Consider the following 15,900-nt stretch of genomic DNA (forward strand, 5'->3'; position numbering starts at 1 on the left):
TGCTTTTTGGGCCGCCTGCAGGTAGTGCAGGGCAATGCGGGCACCAAAAGCTTCTTCTATAAAGATATCCACCCGCTGTGCCAGGCCCTCGGCCTTGATCTGTGGCAGCAGTTCCAGCAGTACGTGCTTGAGCCAGTCCTCGGCACTTTTAGCCTCTTTGGGTACTACGTGGGCCGCCAGGCAGGTGGGGATGAGGCTGGCAGGGGTATGGGCTTGGGCCTGCCGAATGGCCCGCAACATCTTCAGTTCTTCATCTATACTCAGGCCGTAACCGCTTTTTACCTCAATGGTGGTCACCCCTTCCTGCAGGTGGCGGTTGGCCCGCCCGGCGGTGCTTTCGGCCAGTTGTTCCAGGCTGGCTTCCCGTGTTTTCTGCACCGAATCATGAATGCCTCCCCCTTGTCGGAGGATCTCCTGATAGGAGGTGCCAGCAATGCGCAGCGCATAATCCCGGGCCCGGCTCCCGCCAAAGCAAATGTGTGTATGGCAATCGATAAAGCCGGGCAGTACCACCAGGTCCTGCTCATAGACCTCCAGGCTGGCGGCCGGGTAGCGCAGGCGCATCTGGGCGTAATTGCCAATGGCCCGGATCGTTTCCCCATCTACCAAAATACCGGCTTCTTCGATCACCTGCAACTGATCATCAGAGAGGGGGCCTTTAAGGGGCAGATCGCTAAGGGGTAAGAGCTGACGAAACGGGCCGAGTAGGGTTTGGGTAGGCACAGAAAGCGGGTTTTAGTTCAACAGTAAAGGTACACTTCTTTACGGTTGAGGCCAACATCCGGTTTAAAAAGCAGGGGGTAATGGATAGCTAATCAACTTTTGATTAGCTTTACGAATTGTTATTAAATCACACCCTATGAAAAAGACTGTACTTCTCCTGGCCTTGTTTTTGCTGAGTTGTATGCCCGCATGGGCGCAACAGGAGCAGGTTGACACACTGGCCCGTTTTACAGGACAGGTATTTGAAATTGTAGAGAAAGCAGCAGAACCTAAAGGGGGTATGGATGCTTTCTATACGTTCATTGGCAAGAATCTGGATTATCCCCTTCCCGCTTTTAAAGAGCGGATTCAGGGGACCGTTTACCTTAGATTTATCATTGACGAAAAGGGAAAGGCAAGGGATCTGGAAGTGTACAAGGGAACTCACCCTGTCCTGGATGCCGAAGCACTGCGGGTGGTGCAGTTATTTAATGATCAGGTAGGGTGGAAGCCAGCCAGAAACAAGGGAAAAGCTGTAGCCATGCAGAGAATGATACCAATCAAATTTACATTTAGACCGAGCCCTACTGCTAACGAATAAACCCTTGCTTTTCTACTAATTGCTAAAGTTTGCTCTACACAATTACTTTAAGAAAATACTGGCATTTAGGTTTTGCAGCTCTAAAATGAAGAGTGAGTCCAAAAGAATTCGAAAGTATATCGCTACAGGTTTTTTTGCTTTATATTTTGTGCCTGCTTTTGGCCAGCAGCATTTGGTAGGGTCTAATGTATGTTACAATGATCCTATCGATCAGGAGGCTGAGCCAATAGGGGGAATGCGGGCCTTTTATAAGTTTATTGAAAATGGCACGTTTTATCCTCCAGCTGCGCTCTTTCTAAGGAAAGAAGGAACTGCCTACATCTACATGATTATCAATGAACAAGGCGATGTAGTAAGTGCGCAACCTATCGATGGACGAGAGCTAGGTTGGGGTTTGGATGATGAAGCAGTACGTTTAGTTAAGCTCAGCAAATGGAAACCTGCAAGGCACCAGGGAAATTTAATAAAGCAACAGAAAGTGGTCCCTATATACTTCAGACTGCCTTAGAATAAAGTAAAAAACGGCATGGAAAGTAATCCAAGCCGTTTTTTACTTTAAATTTCATCCTTTCAAAATTCGGGATGACTCATGTTTATTTATCATCCTGATGAAAGTTCGGGATGACTCATGTTTTGCAATATTTCCTCACACCAACAACTCAAACCGTTCACCCCATTCCTTCGCTCGCACATAACCCGCATCGGCATGGCGGATCACGCCCATGGCCGGGTCGATGTGGAGTACGCGCTTGAGGCAGTTGGCGGCTCGCTCGCTGCCGTCGGCCAGCACCACCATGCCGGCATGCTGGCTATAGCCGATGCCTACGCCGCCGCCATGGTGGAAGCTCACCCAAGTAGCGCCGCCGGCAGTGTTGCTCATGAGGTTGAGCAGGGGCCAGTCGCTTACGGCATCGGAGCCGTCCAGCATGCCCTCGGTTTCCCGGTTGGGGGAGGCTACCGAGCCGCAGTCCAGGTGGTCCCGGCCAATGACCAGGGGGGCCTTCAGCCTGCCGTCACGCACCATCTCGTTAAAGAGCAGGCCAGCCTGCTGGCGCTCGCCCATGCCCAGCCAGCAGATGCGGCTGGGTAGGCCCTGGAAGGCGATACGGTCCCGGGCGGCCTCCAGCCAGCGGTGCAGGCCTTCGTTCTGGGGGAAAAGCTCCTTTAGGGCCTGGTCGGTGGCAAAGATATCGTCCGGATCGCCGCTGAGCGCGGCCCAGCGGAAGGGGCCCCGGCCTTCGCAGAACTGGGGACGGATGTACTCGGGCACAAAGCCCTTAAAATCGAATGCGTTTGGCTCCCCCCCCTGGCGGGCAAACTCCCGCAGGTTGTTGCCGTAATCAAACGTTTTGGCGCCGCGCTTCTGCATCTCCAGCATAAAGCCTACGTGGCGGGCCATGCTTTTGAGGCTGCGCTCTTTGTAGGCCTGTGGATTGCGCTGGCGCAGTTCGGCGGCTTCCTGCAGGCTCAGGCCGTTGGGCACATACCCATGCACCGGGTCGTGGGCCGAGGTCTGGTCGGTGAGCACATCAGGGATAATGCCATCCTGCAGCAGGCGTTCCAGTACATCACCAATATCGCCCACCAGGCCTATGGAAATGGCCTCGCCTTTGTCCCGGGCGTCCAGCGCCCAGCGTTTTGCTTCCTCATACTCGTAGGTCATGCGGTCGCAGTAGCGGGTGTCGATGCGCTTCTGGATGCGGCTGGGATCGATGTCTACGCCCAGAAAGGTACCGCCGGCAATGGTTGCGGCCAGGGGTTGGGCGCCGCCCATACCGCCCAGGCCACCGGAAACTACCAGCTTTTTATGCAGGCTGCCGCCAAAGTGCTGGCGTCCGCAGGCGGCAAAAGTCTCGTAGGTGCCCTGCACAATGCCCTGGGTGCCGATGTAGATCCAGCTTCCGGCCGTCATCTGGCCATACATCATCAGGCCGCGGGCCTTTAGGTTTTCAAAATGCTCCCAGCTGGCCCAGGCGGGCACCAGGTTAGAGTTTGCAATAAGCACGCGCGGTGCTTCGGGATGGGTAGGCATAATGCCTACGGGCTTGCCGCTTTGCACCAGCAGGCTTTGATCGTCCCGCAGCTGCAGCAGGCAGTCGATGATTTTTTCCAGCGCTTCCCGGTTGCGGGCGGCCTGTCCGGTACCCCCGTAGACCACCAGGCGATCGGGGTCTTCGGCTACCTCGGCATCCAGGTTGTTGAGCAGCATGCGCAGGGGGGCTTCTGTTTGCCAGCTCAGCGCATGTAGCTGGCTGCCGCGGGGCGCCCGGTAATGGGGGTGGGCGGCGTATTGCTTAATAAAGTCCGAAGTCTTCATAGTGGGGTCCGTAGAGGTCAAGGTTTTCATGGCTGGCAATGTCTTGTGTGAGGGTAACTAGTTCCTGCTGGCGAATGATCTCGCCCAGAATGTGAATGTCGTCGGCAAACACCCGGTCTTCTTCGGCATGGTCGATGCGGCTGCGCACCAGCTCGTGGCAGGCATCCAGCAGGGCGCTGCTGCGCATGGGCTTGCGGTAATCGAAGGCCTGGGCGGCGCACAGCAGCTCGATGGCCAGGATGTTTTCCAGATTGGCCAGCACCTGGTTGAGACGCCGGCTGCTGATGGAGCCCATGCTCACATGGTCTTCCTGCCCCAGGCTGGAGGGGATGGAGTCGGCACTGGGCGGAAAGCAGAGGCTCTTATTCTCGCTCACCAGGGCGGCCGACGTATACTGCGGGATCATAAAGCCGCTGTTAATGCCGGTATCGCGCATGAGCAGCTCGGGCAGGCCATTCACACCCCCTTCCAGCAACAGGTAAATGCGGCGGTCGGAAATGTTGCCCAGCTCGTGGCTGGCCAGGGTGGCATAATCCAGCGGCAGGGCCATGGGCTGGCCGTGGAAGTTGCCGCCACTAATGGTCTTATCGGCGCTGAAGATGATGGGGTTGTCGGTAACAGAGTTAAGCTCTATTTCCACCACCTCCTTCAGGTGCAGCCAGGCCATTCGGCTGGCGCCATGCACCTGCGGCATGCAGCGCAGCGAGTAGGGGTCCTGTACCCGGCCACAATCCTTGTGCGAGGCTACCATTTCGCTGTTGTGCAGCAGGGTGCGCAGGCGGTGGGCTACGTACTGGTTGCCTTTGAAGGGGCGGATCTGGTGCAGGGCCGGATCAAAGGGGGAGGCCGAGCCCAGCAGGCCTTCCAGGGCCATGGCGCCCACAATATCGGCTGTATCCAGGCAGTTGGCCATGCGCTCCAGACCCCAGACGGCCCATGCGGCTATAAACTGGGTGCCGTTGATCAGAGCCAGGCCTTCCTTGGCGCCCAGCTCAATCGTTTGCAGGTTGCGGGCTGCTAAAACGGCTGCTGTGGGCACCCACTCAGCCCCCTGCCATACCCGGCCCAGGCCTATCAGCGGCAGGCACAGATGCGCCAGGGGGGCCAGATCGCCGGAGGCGCCCAGCGAACCCTGCTGGGGTACCTGGGGGGATCACATCGGCCTCCAGGTGCCAGTGCAGGCGCTCCAGCACCTCAAAGCTGATGCCCGAGAAGCCCTGTGCCAGCGACTGAATCTTGAGGATGAGCATGAGCCGCACCACCTCCAGGGGCACATCCGGGCCCACGCCTACGCTGTGGCTGCGCAGGATGTTGTCCTGCAGCTTGCGGGTGTTTTCTGCTGAAATGATCTTGTTGCAGAGAGAGCCAAAACCGGTATTGACCCCGTAAACCACCTTCCCGCGGTCTACAATCTCCTCTACGGCCGAGCGGCTGGCCTGTACTTTCTGCCGGACCTCGGGCGTAAAGCGGCCCTGCATCCGTCCCCTGGCCAGGGCCAGGGCCGAGGAGGCCGTTAGCTGGTCCTGCCCCCATCTGAATATTGGCTTCATTTTTGTGCGATTCTTTGAAAATCAAACTTAGGAAAACTTTTTGAGAGCAGCCGAATGCAGGGGTCATTTTAGCGCCCTGCCGGGGGGAGGATAACAATTAGCAGGCCTGCCTTGTAGTATTGCAGGTAATGCGTAACTTACTTCAATCATGCCTGGACGTAATCTACAGCAGAAAAAGAGACTAAATACCAGACAGCTGATGCCTGCCATACTCAATCGCAGACGGATCGCCTTTAAAAAGTTCCTGAACCGCTATATGGGCCTTCCCCTTACGCAGCTGCAGCCCCAGCTGCAGTGGGATGATATGGCCGATGCCGGTCTGGTGCCTGCCCTGGAGCAGCTGGCCCGCCAGCTTTTTCCGCACAGCGGCGCCCGCAGGCCCGAGCCCGAACCGGTGGCCATAGAGGTGCGGGGAATAGCGCTGGCCTTTGATGAGGAGATCTCTTTTTCGCACTATCGCTTCCAGAGCCTGCAATCGCCGCTCTACAACATGCCCTTTGTGCCGCAGCTGGAGCGCTACAAGGCGTATTGCCAGTTTTGGGGGGATATTATCGGTCAGCAGGAGTCTATAGCCATCAGCCGCATCTTGCGCATGCGGGCTCTGCAGGATTTTATGCAGGATATGCTGCCTGTGGTGTACCACATGCCCCTGCTGCGGGTATCGGTCTATGATCAGCTGGGGCCCGAGGGCCAGGGCAAAAATCTGCATGAGATTTTTTCGGATGAGCGAACGGACTACTACCCCCTGGTAGCCGATAAAATCACCCTAGAGCTGGAGACACTCGATGCCCAGTTTTTTCCCTATTATTAATTAGAACAGTGCCAGCAGACGGGCCAGGCCAATGCCTGCAAAATTGCCCAGGGCATAGCCCAGCATGCCCAGTAGTATGCCGGTCAGGATCAGGTCGGGCCGCTTCAGGCGCTCGGCTACCGGGCCGATAAAGGGTGGCCCAAATACCCCTGCTGTAGAGGCAATCATGCTTATATCCCTTCCAAGACCCGCCAGCCGGCAAAACAGGTAATGCAGCACCAGCGTACTGCAGATAATAAAGGCGGCAAAAGGCAGCACCGAGCCGGTTAAGCTCAGCAGCTTGTTGAAATTGGCCAGGCTGCCCACACTAATGGCAAACATAAGCAGCAGGTAATAGGCCGTGCCATAGGTGCCTTTTAACCTGCGGATAGGGGGAGTGCCGGCCAGTGCCAGGCTAAACACCGTTAGGAGCAGGATGAAGACCGGTACCACCAGGCTGCCAAAAAGAAGCAGGCATAGGCCAGCAGCGGCGCCCAGCAGCAGCAGGGCATAGAGCAGCGTAAGGCCAACATGGGCCGGGCTTGCCTTCTGTTGTGTGGTCCAGAGCGGATTTTGTGGCGCCACAGTCTCTTTAGCCTCCCGTTTGCGGGGAAAGAGCCAGCCCAGAAAACGCGGGCCTATGGTCAGCAAAAAACCAAAGTAGAGGCCGCTCAGCACAATATCGGCACTGTTGAGTACCAGAAACAGCTCATCCTCAACCCCCAGGGCAATACCCACCGCTCCCATATTGGGCGTACCCCCTATGTACACACTGGCCAGCATGCCGCTGGTAACGGCAGGTTGCTCAATAAGGTGCCCCAGCCAAAAGTAGGCGCTACTGGTAGCCATACAGGCTGCCAGAGAAGCACAGCCAAAGGCAAGCAGCGCAGGCCGGCTGTTGCTCAGCAGCTGACGGGGATGGGCCGTAAACAGCATAGCCGGAATGGCCAGGCTAACACTTACTTCCGAAAGAGTGCTGAGCAGTTCCGTAGGGATGGGCATCAGCGGCAGGTTGCCCAGGATCAGTCCCAGCAGGTAGCAAAGCGTCATGGCGCCTACCCAGCGCAGGGGCCGGTAGCGCTGCTCACCCCATTGGGTGAGGGCAGGGAAGAAGAGAACCAGCACAAGCCAGAACAGCTGAACCGATAGGGCCATAGGGGGTTGGGTATGCAATGTAGGGGTACGCAGGGGGTGTGAGCAGGCACTGCTTCTATCCCCCCTTAGGCACCAAAGATAAGGAGGTAGGCGAAATAACCGAATACTACCTGTACGCCTCCGGAGCAGGCCTATATTTTGGATTTAGGGGAAAATAGAATAGATTATAGGCAGCGTAGCCCTTTTGTAGAAAAGAATGCCCCCCTTTTGCGACTGAAATCAAACGTGGGGGCCGGTGCAGAAGTCCTGAGAGGCGATCCGTTTTTTGCTGGTAGAATTTTTTCCGAGCCCTAGCTAATTCATTCGCACTATATGAAGAACTACAAGGTTTTTTTCTGGTCCATTACTGTAGCCCTGGGGGGCTTTTTGTTTGGCTTTGATACGGCCGTAATCTCCGGGGCGGAGCAGGCCATTCAGCAGGTCTGGCAGCTTACAGTGGGGCAGCATGGCTTTACTGTAGCCATTGCCCTGTACGGCACTGTGCTGGGCGCCCTGTTTGGCGGCATCCCAACCGATGCCCTGGGCCGCAAGCGCACCCTGTTCTGGATAGGGGTGCTCTACCTGGTGTCGGCCCTGGGCTCGGCGCTGGCAACCGACTGGATACTCTTTTTGTTCTTCCGCTTCATTGGCGGGGTGGGGGTTGGGGCTTCCTCCATTGCGGCACCCATCTATATCAGCGAGATCTCTCCGGCCGGGGACCGGGGCAAGAGGGTGGCCCTTTTCCAGTTTAACATTGTGCTGGGCATCCTGATCGCTTACCTCTCCAACTACCTGTTGCAGGGCCTGGGCGAAGGCGCCTGGCGCTGGATGCTGGGCGTGGAGGCCCTGCCGGCGCTGGCCTTTGTGCTGCTTGTATTGCAGGTGCCCCGCAGCCCACGCTGGCTGGTGGTGAAAAAGGGGGCTATCGAAGGGGCCCGAGGCGTGCTGCAGCTGCTCAACCCTGCTACGGCCGAACAGGAGCTTAAGGCCATTATCGATTCAAAGGAAAGCAGTCTCCGGCAAGCCGACCGCAGTACGCTTTTCTCCAGAAAATACCGCCTGCCAGTGATCCTGGCCTTTCTGTTCGCCTTCTTCAACCAGGTGTCGGGCATCAATGCCATTATCTACTATGCCCCCCGCATCTTTGAAATGGCCGGCCTGGGGCGTGATTCCGCCCTGCTCTCTACGGCCGGCATTGGCCTGATCAACCTGCTGTTTACGCTTTTTGCGCTTAATATCATTGATCGCTTCGGGCGCCGCCGGCTTATGCTGGTGGGCTCGGTGGGCCTGATTGCCACGCTTAGCCTGGTGTCGCACTACTTCTATACCCAAAGCACCGATGGCATGCTGGTGGCCTTTTACCTCTTTGTGTACATTGCCTTTTTTGCCTTCTCGCAGGGAGCGGTCATCTGGGTATTTATCTCGGAGATCTTTCCCAACAAGGTGCGGGCAAGCGGCATGGCGCTGGGCAGTTTTACCCACTGGATCATGGCCGCTATCATCGCCAACATTTTCCCCTACATTGCCGCTACCCTGGGCGGAGGCACCACCTTTCTGATCTTTGCCGGCATGATGGTGCTGCAACTGCTGTTTGTCTGGCGCCTGATGCCCGAAACCAAGGGGGTATCGCTGGAGGCCCTGGGGGAGAAAACGCAACTGGCTGAGGGCTGAGGCTGCCCCCGTCAGCATAGCCCGGCCGTTAAAAATTTTTTTCCAACTTATAGCCCCTCTGGCAGGTTACAGCCTATACGAGCACCCAGTGAGCAAGGGGGCATCTAATCGGATAAATCACAGCATGTATAAGCCACTTACACCTTTGGTAATTGCGGGCCTGCTGGTGGGCTGCAGCTCCAATCAGGCGCCTGTAGAGCAGGCTGCCCTGCAGGCACGCTACCAGGAGCAGCACCGGCCCCAGTTTCATTTTACTCCCCCTGCCAAGTGGATGAACGACCCCAACGGCATGGTTTATTACCAGGGCGAGTACCACCTGTTCTACCAGCATTATCCCGACAGTACCGTCTGGGGCCCCATGCACTGGGGGCATGCCGTAAGCGAAGACCTGGTTCACTGGGAGCAGCTGCCCATTGCGCTCTATCCCGATGAACTGGGCATGATCTTTTCGGGCAGTGCGGTGGTAGATTATGGCAACACCAGCGGCCTGGGCACTGCCGACAATCCACCCCTGGTGGCCATTTATACCTACCACGACATGGCCGGGGAAAAAAGCGGCCGTACCGACTTTCAGACCCAGGGCATTGCCTATAGCCTGGACCGGGGCCGCAGCTGGACCAAGTATAGCGGCAATCCGGTGCTGGGCAATCCGGGCATTACCGACTTTCGGGACCCCAAGGTAATCTGGCATGAAGAAGGCAGGCAGTGGATCATGGCGCTGGCCGTGTATGACCACATCCGCTTTTATGCCTCTCCCAACCTGATCGACTGGCAGCTGCTGAGCAGCTTTGGCGAGGGACTGGGCGGCCATGGGGGGGTGTGGGAATGCCCCGATCTGTTCAAGATGCGGGTGGAGGAGACCGGCGAAGAAAAATGGGTGCTGCTGGTGAGCATTAACCCCGGCGGCCCAAATGGCGGCTCGGCCACCCAGTATTTTGTGGGTCAGTTTGATGGCCGCACGTTTGTACTCGATCGTCCCTTTCGGCAGGCCCTGGCGGCAGAATCGGCCATTCCTAAAGGAATTGTTTTTGCCGATTTTGAGGGCGATCGCTATCCCCTCTGGCAGACCGAAGGCACGGCCTTTGGCAGCGGACCCTCCCGGGGCGCTTACTTTGGACAAAACCGCATCAATAATTATGTAGGCAAGAGGCTGGCCAATAGTTTCAGGACGGAGGGTCCGGCCACCGGTACCCTTACCTCTTCTCCCTTCTCCATCCGCAGCCCCTACATTAATCTGATGGTGGGCGGCAAGCAGGATGAGCAGGCCACTGCCGTGCAGTTGCTGGTTGGCGATGAAGTAGTCCGCAGTGCTACCGGCCGCAATTCCGAGAGCCTGCAGTGGGTAAGCTGGGATGTGCGGGAGCTTGCCGGCAGCAGTGCCCGCATCCGGATGGTGGATGCCTCTGCCGACCCACAGGGGCATATTCTGGTCGATCATATTGTGTTTTCAGAGCAGGCCGTAGATCCCGAAAAACGGGATGGCATCTTTCTGGATTGGGGCACCGACAATTATGCCGGCGTTACCTGGTTTGGGGTGCCTCAGCAGGACGGCCGACGCCTGTTCATGGGCTGGATGAGCAATTGGGACTACGGACAGGTAGTACCTACCCGGGCCTGGCGCAGCGCCATGACCCTGCCCCGCAGCCTGCACCTGCGCCAGACCCCTGCGGGCCTTCGCCTGGCCTCGCTGCCGGTACGGGAGCTGGAGGTGCTGCAGCACGATGGCTATACGCTGGAGCCCCAAACCTACCGCCAGCCGCTGGATATTTCCGAGCTGCTGCATTTTACTTCAGCCCTGCTGGAAATTGAGCTGGAGGTGGAGCCCCTGGACGCAAACGCCGGCTTTGCCCTGGAGCTCTCCAACAGCCGGGAGCAGCGGCTGCTCATTGGCTATGATGCCGCCCGGCAGCAGTATTACATTGACCGGCGGCAGGCTGGCCGGCATGAATTCTCAGAGGTGTTTGGTGGCATCCACTATGCCCCACGCTTTGTGCAGGAAAGCCCCATGCGCCTGCACCTTTTTGTAGATGTGGCGTCTGTGGAACTCTTTGCTGATGGGGGCCTGTCGGTGATGACCGATATCCTATTTCCCGATGAGCCCCTTACCCGCCTGCGCCTGCTGCCGGAGGGCAGGGGAGTACGGGTGCACAAAGGGGTTGTTACCGAGCTGGACTCCATTTGGCATACCAATAACTAACCCTTACCGCTATGCGCATCCTGGCTTTTGGAGAGATCCTGTTCGATATCATAGAAGGGGAACCCTTTCTGGGGGGCGCTCCGCTGAACTTTGCCGGCCACCTGGCCCGTCTGGGCGCCGAGTCCTACATTTATTCAGCCGTAGGCAATGACCCCCTTGGTGCCCAGGCGCTGGCCGAAATTCGCCAGCTGGGTGTAGATACCCGCCTGGTGCAGGTGCAGGAGCAGTACCCCACCGGTACGGTGCCCGTTCGCTTTACCAACGGCCAGCCTGCCTATACCATTCTGCGTGATGTGGCCTACGACTACATCGATTATTCAGCGGCCGAACCTCTGCTGCAGGGGCTTCAGCCTGATCTGCTCTACTTTGGCACCCTGGCCCAGCGCAACAGCCACTCCCGCAGCAGCCTGCGCCAGCTGCTAAGCGGGCAGCAGGCGCCCAGGGTTTTCTATGATATCAACCTGCGCCAGGACGCCTACAGCCCGGAGATCATCCGGGAATCGCTGCAGCTGTGCAGCATTCTGAAGCTCAATGATGAGGAAGCCCGGCTGCTGTCCGAGCTGTTCTTTCAGAAAGAGCTGGCGCTTGAGGCCTTTGCCCGTCAGCTGGCCCAGGCCTATGGGCTGGAGCTGATCATCATCACCGCCGGCGCCAGAGGCTGTTACCTGCTTGAGGGCCCCGACTACTACTATGTGAGCGGCTATCCGACCAAGGTAGTGGATACGGTAGGGGCCGGCGATGCCTTTAGTGCCGCCTTCGTGTACCAGTACCTTCGCCACGGCGATGCCCTGGTTGCCGCCGACATCGCCAACCGCCTTGGGGCGTATGTAGCTTCCTGCCGGGGCCCCTTGCCGGAATATAGTGCTGATATCAGGGAACTAGTAAAGGGGTAGCCGCCTCCAGAATTTGATCTATAGGTGGATATTTCCTATTTCTCTATAATATATAACTTGTTACAGTCTTCACCAGATCGATGGGGAAGGACCTCTTAATCGGATCTGTAAGGGAAGTAGTAGTATTAGTTAGGGGTTTGATCAGAAGACGGCATAAAGCAGTTGTTACTGATAATTGAGGATGAGGTATGGCTGTCTTAATATTTGAAGACACCAAATGAAATACACATTACTTTTTCTTTTGCCTGAAATAAGCACTCCTGTGTTTTCCTGTAACTTAATCTGTGGGACAGTAGGAACATGTTCCCTATTCCAAAAAAAAGGATGTGCTTTGGCTCGTGTATGCCAATAGAGGGGATGATGGGTCTATTGATTTAGATGGTGGTGGACTCTTCCGGAGCTTCAGAAATGAAATTTAACAACTAAGTAGTGGGAATCAAACTTTGTTGAGCAGAAGCCTTAATCAAATGCTCCAGCCCATAGTAAATGTTCGAGCAGTATGCTGGCCTTACAATTTGTCATAAAACTTCAGTGAAATGAAGCCGTTATTTAGCATCATGATCAGCTTAGTTTTGAGCAATGTTTGTTTCTCTCAAATCGGAACACTCGAAGGTTTTGTCTATGATAGTGAGACTAAAACTGGTATAGTCAATGCGACTGTCAAATTGCAAGGTCAGAACCCTGCCACCAGAACCGATTCTGTGGGAAGATTTGTTATTAGAAGCTTACCAACCGGTACCTATGACGTATTAATATATTGCCGAGGCTACCGAGAAACAGTACAAAAAGCTGTTGTGGTCCCTACTGATTCTGTTGTTGACTTACAAATTGCCTATCTTACGCCTTGTCAATATAATGCCTTAAATAACGTTTGCCATATCTGTAAAAAGCAAGATGAGGTAATACCAATCGCATATGGATTGCCAATGAACAGTACCTTTCGACGCGCAAAAAAAGGCAAAGTATACTTGGGAGGATGTGTGGTTACATACTGTGATCCTAACTGGTATTGTAAAAGGGACAAAATTGTATTTTGATCAAAAAAACACAACAACAGCGGCCAGCATACATCATGCTTCCAATAGCCATTTGACCCTTGGCAATGCAGCGTACTAATTTGTTTATTTTCCTGCAAATGCCTGTTCTGTATCCCCTAATCTTTCTGTGGATATGGTTCCTCGGTAATTTAACCAACGTCCATCCACTAGGCAGCTTAGTAAATGCCGTTCCCTCAGAAGAGCAGAACACTACATAAATAAGCAGAGAAATTCCCCCGCTTTTCGCAACTTTCACCCCATGCCGCACCTTCCGCAATTACCTGATTCTGTACCCGCTGATGATCTCCTGGGCCTGCTGCAACAGGAGATCAGGGAGATGGAAACTGAACTGGAGTCAATTAAACAGGAACTTGCGCCTTTTGAAGCACAGATTCATGCCCGCCTGGATGGGCACATGGACCGGATCCAGCAGCTGGCGGATCTTTATAAGCAGCAGAAACGGGAGAAAAAAGCCAGACGGCTGGAGCAAAAGAAGCGGGGTAAGAACTGGCAGGAACCCACACAGCTGCGTACGGTGCAGCCCTCCACAGAAGCGCCCCCTGCGCAGGCCGATGCCATTCAGCGGGAGCTGCGGCGCCTGTACAAGGAAGCGGTGGTGCAGGTGCATCCCGATAAGTTTGTCCATGCCGGCGAGCAGGAACGCATCCAGCGGGCCACCGCCATTACAGCCCAGCTAAATGCCCTCTACAAGCGGGGCGATCTGGAGGAGCTGATCCATTTTTACCACGCCATCATGGGCAGCACTGCAGTGGCTGAAAAGGGGAGAGGTGCAGCCGGGCTTTCAGTAGATCCCCAGCTGCGGCTGGAGGCGCTCAAAAGAAAGAAAGAAGAGGTACGCCAGCGACTGGAGCAGATCAGAGGATCCTATCTGTATACAGTTCTGAAAACCTATGAGAACCCCCTGCTCTTTATCGATGAATTGCAGCAGCAGTTTGAAGAACGCATCCAGCAACTGGAAAAGCGCACCCGTATCAACAAGAGGAAGTAAGGGGTGCCCGACCCATGCAGCCCAGTGGCTTACCTCAAGGGGCCGTCATCCGCCCCGCTGTCATGCTGCAACAGCTCTTTTAGGGCGGTCTGGCGCAGCGCAGTGTTTTGCTTGTTTACGGCCGTCTTAAGGGCGCCCCGGCTGCCCACAAATACGGCCAGCTTGCGGGCCCGTGTAAGGCCTGTGTAGATGAGGTTGCGAAAGAGCATGGTAAAGTGCTGGTTCACCAGCGGCAGGATCACCGCCTCAAACTCACTTCCCTGCGATTTGTGAATGGTGATGGCATAGGCCAGCTCCAGCTCCGGCAGGTGCTCCCGCTCGTAGGCCACCTCCTTGGTCTCGGCCCCGGCCGTAAAAGCAATCAGGCAGCTCATGGCCTCGCTGTCGATGCTCAGTATGCGGCCGATATCCCCATTGAATACCCCCAGATCATAGTTGTTGCGCCGCTGGATCACCCGATCGCCTTCCCGGAACAGGCGGCCGCCCAGCTGCAGCTGCACCTTGCCCGCCCCGGGCGGATTTACGGCCTGCTGGATCACTTCGTTGAGGTTATGGGTGCCCAGGCTGCCTTTGCTCATGGGGGTGAGGATCTGAATCTCAACCGACGGACCCAGGTACTTGGGAATAATACTCTTGTAGAGCTTCTCCACCATATCCACCGCCGAGTAGCCCCAGTGCAGCGACGACCAGGGGTGCACCCGTCGCAACACCTCCTGCAGCTCTTCGGTATGGGTATCGGTCTGGATAAGGCGCTCCAGATCCACATGCTCAAACTTGGCGGGGATGCGCAGCTCGCTGCTCTTTTCATAGGCTTCTTCGGGCTCGGCAGCCAGACTTAGCGCATCTTCCCGCTCCTGCACATAGGAGCGCTTCACCCGGTTGATGAAGCGCAGCTGCTCCTGGGTGGCTTCTTCGGAATCGATAAAGAGGCAGTCGGTGCCCCCCTGCCAGAGGGCGGGCTGGTGAAAGGGAGAATCGATCCTGGGCACCTGGCCCCCGTTGATCTGGTGGGCATAGGTAATGATGCGGGACTCCTGCGCCTGCCGGAATACCTTGGTGAGGCGGGCGGTGGGCACCACCCCTGATTCGATCAGGTCTTTGAAGACGTTGCCGGCCCCAACGGAGGGCAGTTGGTCGGCATCGCCAATGAGCAGCAGCTGGGCCTGAGGGGGTACGGCCCGCAGCAGGGCGGCAGCCAGGTGCACATCCAGCATGGAGGATTCGTCGATGATCAGGAAATTTCCGGGCAGGGGGTTGTCTTCCCGCCGCTTGAAGCCGCCGGCCGAGGGGTCGAACTCCAGCAGGCGGTGCAGGGTCTTGGCCTCCAGCCCGATCACCTCGCTCATGCGCTGGGCAGCCCGGCCGGTGGGAGCAGCCAGCAGCACCTCCCGGCCCATGGCCTGTAGCAGGGCTACCAGCACCCGGGTAGTGGTGGTTTTGCCGCAGCCCGGCCCGCCCGTCAGGATGCCCAGCCGGCGGGAAACCAGCTGCAGGATGGAGGCCTCCTGCTCATCGCTCAGCTGTATGCCCTTTTGCTGGCAGTATCCCCCCATCCACTGCTGCAGCTTTTCGGTTTGTACCGGCAGGCTTCCACCCGCCATTTTACGGGCCCGGGCGGCAATGTAGTTCTCGTCGAAATAAAGGGAGTGGGCATAGTAGCAGCGCTGCACCTGCTCCTGGGCATCCAGCAGCAGGCGCATTTTCAGCTCGTCGGCCCTTTCCATCTCATGTAGCTCCTGCTCAATGCGTTCGGGCTTTTCAAGCAGGATCAGCTCCTGCACCCCTTCCAGGATCTGCTGACGGGTCAGGTAGCAGTGGCCTTCTTCCCGGGCACTTTGCAGCACATGGTCGATGGCCGCCTTTACCCGGGCCGAGGAGTCGGGCGCCAGGCCCCAGGCTCAGGGCCACCTTATCGGCGCTAAAAAAGCCAATGCCGTAAATATCCTGCGACAGGCGTAGGGGTTGCCTGGCACCAGGGCCACGGCCTGCTGCCCGTAGG

The 15,900-nt window shown here is 56.7% G+C and carries 14 protein-coding genes; 8 read left to right on the plus strand and 6 right to left on the minus strand.

Annotation, left to right across the window (positions count from 1 at the left end):
• Window positions 1–723 (minus strand): imidazolonepropionase-like domain-containing protein (locus tag ADICEAN_RS15980; protein WP_040397616.1); only part of this gene is annotated, 723 nt, incomplete at its 3' end.
• Window positions 724–859: 136 nt separating this feature from the next.
• On the opposite strand from ADICEAN_RS15980, the gene ADICEAN_RS15985 reads away from it, so the two are divergent.
• Together ADICEAN_RS15985 and ADICEAN_RS21465 are read left to right on the plus strand one after the other, a co-directional pair.
• A complete protein-coding gene (locus tag ADICEAN_RS15985; protein WP_009196681.1) occupies window positions 860–1,303 on the plus strand; it encodes an energy transducer TonB in 444 nt (147 codons plus the stop codon).
• Window positions 1,304–1,388: 85 nt separating this feature from the next.
• On the plus strand, window positions 1,389–1,811 hold the full coding sequence (locus ADICEAN_RS21465; protein ID WP_009196682.1) for an energy transducer TonB: 423 nt from the start codon (window positions 1,389–1,391) through the stop codon (window positions 1,809–1,811).
• 138 nt (window positions 1,812–1,949) lie between these two features.
• On the opposite strand, the gene hutU is transcribed toward ADICEAN_RS21465, so the two are convergent.
• From hutU to ADICEAN_RS23745, 3 genes are read right to left on the minus strand one after another with little or no spacing between them, the layout of a single operon-like run.
• Window positions 1,950–3,620: a urocanate hydratase gene (gene hutU / locus ADICEAN_RS15995; protein ID WP_040397618.1), complete on the minus strand. Its 1,671-nt coding sequence runs from the start codon at window positions 3,618–3,620 to the stop codon at window positions 1,950–1,952.
• Window positions 3,598–4,746 (minus strand): HAL/PAL/TAL family ammonia-lyase, encoded by a 1,149-nt coding sequence (locus tag ADICEAN_RS16000; protein WP_316928533.1) that lies wholly within the window; start codon window positions 4,744–4,746, stop codon window positions 3,598–3,600. Before ADICEAN_RS16000 ends, hutU begins: the two co-directional genes overlap by 23 nt.
• Window positions 4,664–5,170, minus strand: a complete 507-nt coding sequence (locus tag ADICEAN_RS23745) for an aromatic amino acid lyase (protein WP_009196685.1) — start codon at window positions 5,168–5,170, stop codon at window positions 4,664–4,666. The genes ADICEAN_RS16000 and ADICEAN_RS23745 overlap by 83 nt, the downstream gene beginning before the upstream one ends.
• A 199-nt stretch (window positions 5,171–5,369) precedes the next feature.
• Here ADICEAN_RS23745 and ADICEAN_RS16005 point away from each other — a divergent pair, with 199 nt between their 5' ends.
• On the plus strand, window positions 5,370–5,981 hold the full coding sequence (locus ADICEAN_RS16005; protein ID WP_009196686.1) for a DUF7255 family protein: 612 nt from the start codon (window positions 5,370–5,372) through the stop codon (window positions 5,979–5,981).
• Here ADICEAN_RS16005 and ADICEAN_RS16010 read toward each other — a convergent pair whose 3' ends face one another.
• Window positions 5,982–7,115 carry a DUF819 family protein gene (locus tag ADICEAN_RS16010; RefSeq protein ID WP_009196687.1) on the minus strand — a complete coding sequence of 378 codons (1,134 nt, stop codon included), beginning with the start codon at window positions 7,113–7,115 and terminating at the stop codon, window positions 5,982–5,984.
• A gap of 312 nt (window positions 7,116–7,427) precedes the next feature.
• Here ADICEAN_RS16010 and ADICEAN_RS16015 point away from each other — a divergent pair, with 312 nt between their 5' ends.
• From ADICEAN_RS16015 to ADICEAN_RS16030, 5 genes are all read left to right on the plus strand, one after another.
• Entirely contained in the window at window positions 7,428–8,765 is a 1,338-nt protein-coding gene (locus ADICEAN_RS16015; protein ID WP_009196688.1) for a sugar porter family MFS transporter, read from the plus strand.
• A gap of 124 nt (window positions 8,766–8,889) precedes the next feature.
• On the plus strand, window positions 8,890–10,962 hold the full coding sequence (locus ADICEAN_RS23930) for a glycoside hydrolase family 32 protein (protein ID WP_009196689.1): 2,073 nt from the start codon (window positions 8,890–8,892) through the stop codon (window positions 10,960–10,962).
• Between the two features lie 11 nt (window positions 10,963–10,973).
• A complete protein-coding gene (locus ADICEAN_RS16025) occupies window positions 10,974–11,855 on the plus strand; it encodes a carbohydrate kinase family protein (RefSeq protein WP_009196690.1) in 882 nt (293 codons plus the stop codon).
• Window positions 11,856–12,391: 536 nt separating this feature from the next.
• The gene (locus ADICEAN_RS21990) at window positions 12,392–12,892 is read left to right on the plus strand and encodes a carboxypeptidase-like regulatory domain-containing protein (protein ID WP_083879755.1); all 501 of its coding nucleotides are present in this window, start codon (window positions 12,392–12,394) and stop codon (window positions 12,890–12,892) included.
• 259 nt (window positions 12,893–13,151) lie between these two features.
• Complete coding sequence (locus tag ADICEAN_RS16030) at window positions 13,152–13,901, plus strand: hypothetical protein (RefSeq protein ID WP_009196692.1); 750 nt, start codon at window positions 13,152–13,154, stop codon at window positions 13,899–13,901.
• Window positions 13,902–13,930: 29 nt separating this feature from the next.
• Here the strand turns inward: ADICEAN_RS16030 and ADICEAN_RS16035 are convergent, their stop codons facing one another.
• The gene (locus ADICEAN_RS16035) at window positions 13,931–15,745 is read right to left on the minus strand and encodes an ATP-dependent DNA helicase (protein WP_009196693.1); all 1,815 of its coding nucleotides are present in this window, start codon (window positions 15,743–15,745) and stop codon (window positions 13,931–13,933) included.
• Window positions 15,746–15,900 lie beyond the last annotated feature (155 nt).

Source organism: Cesiribacter andamanensis AMV16 (genome assembly GCF_000348925.1).
Lineage (GTDB): Bacteria > Bacteroidota > Bacteroidia > Cytophagales > Cyclobacteriaceae > Cesiribacter > Cesiribacter andamanensis.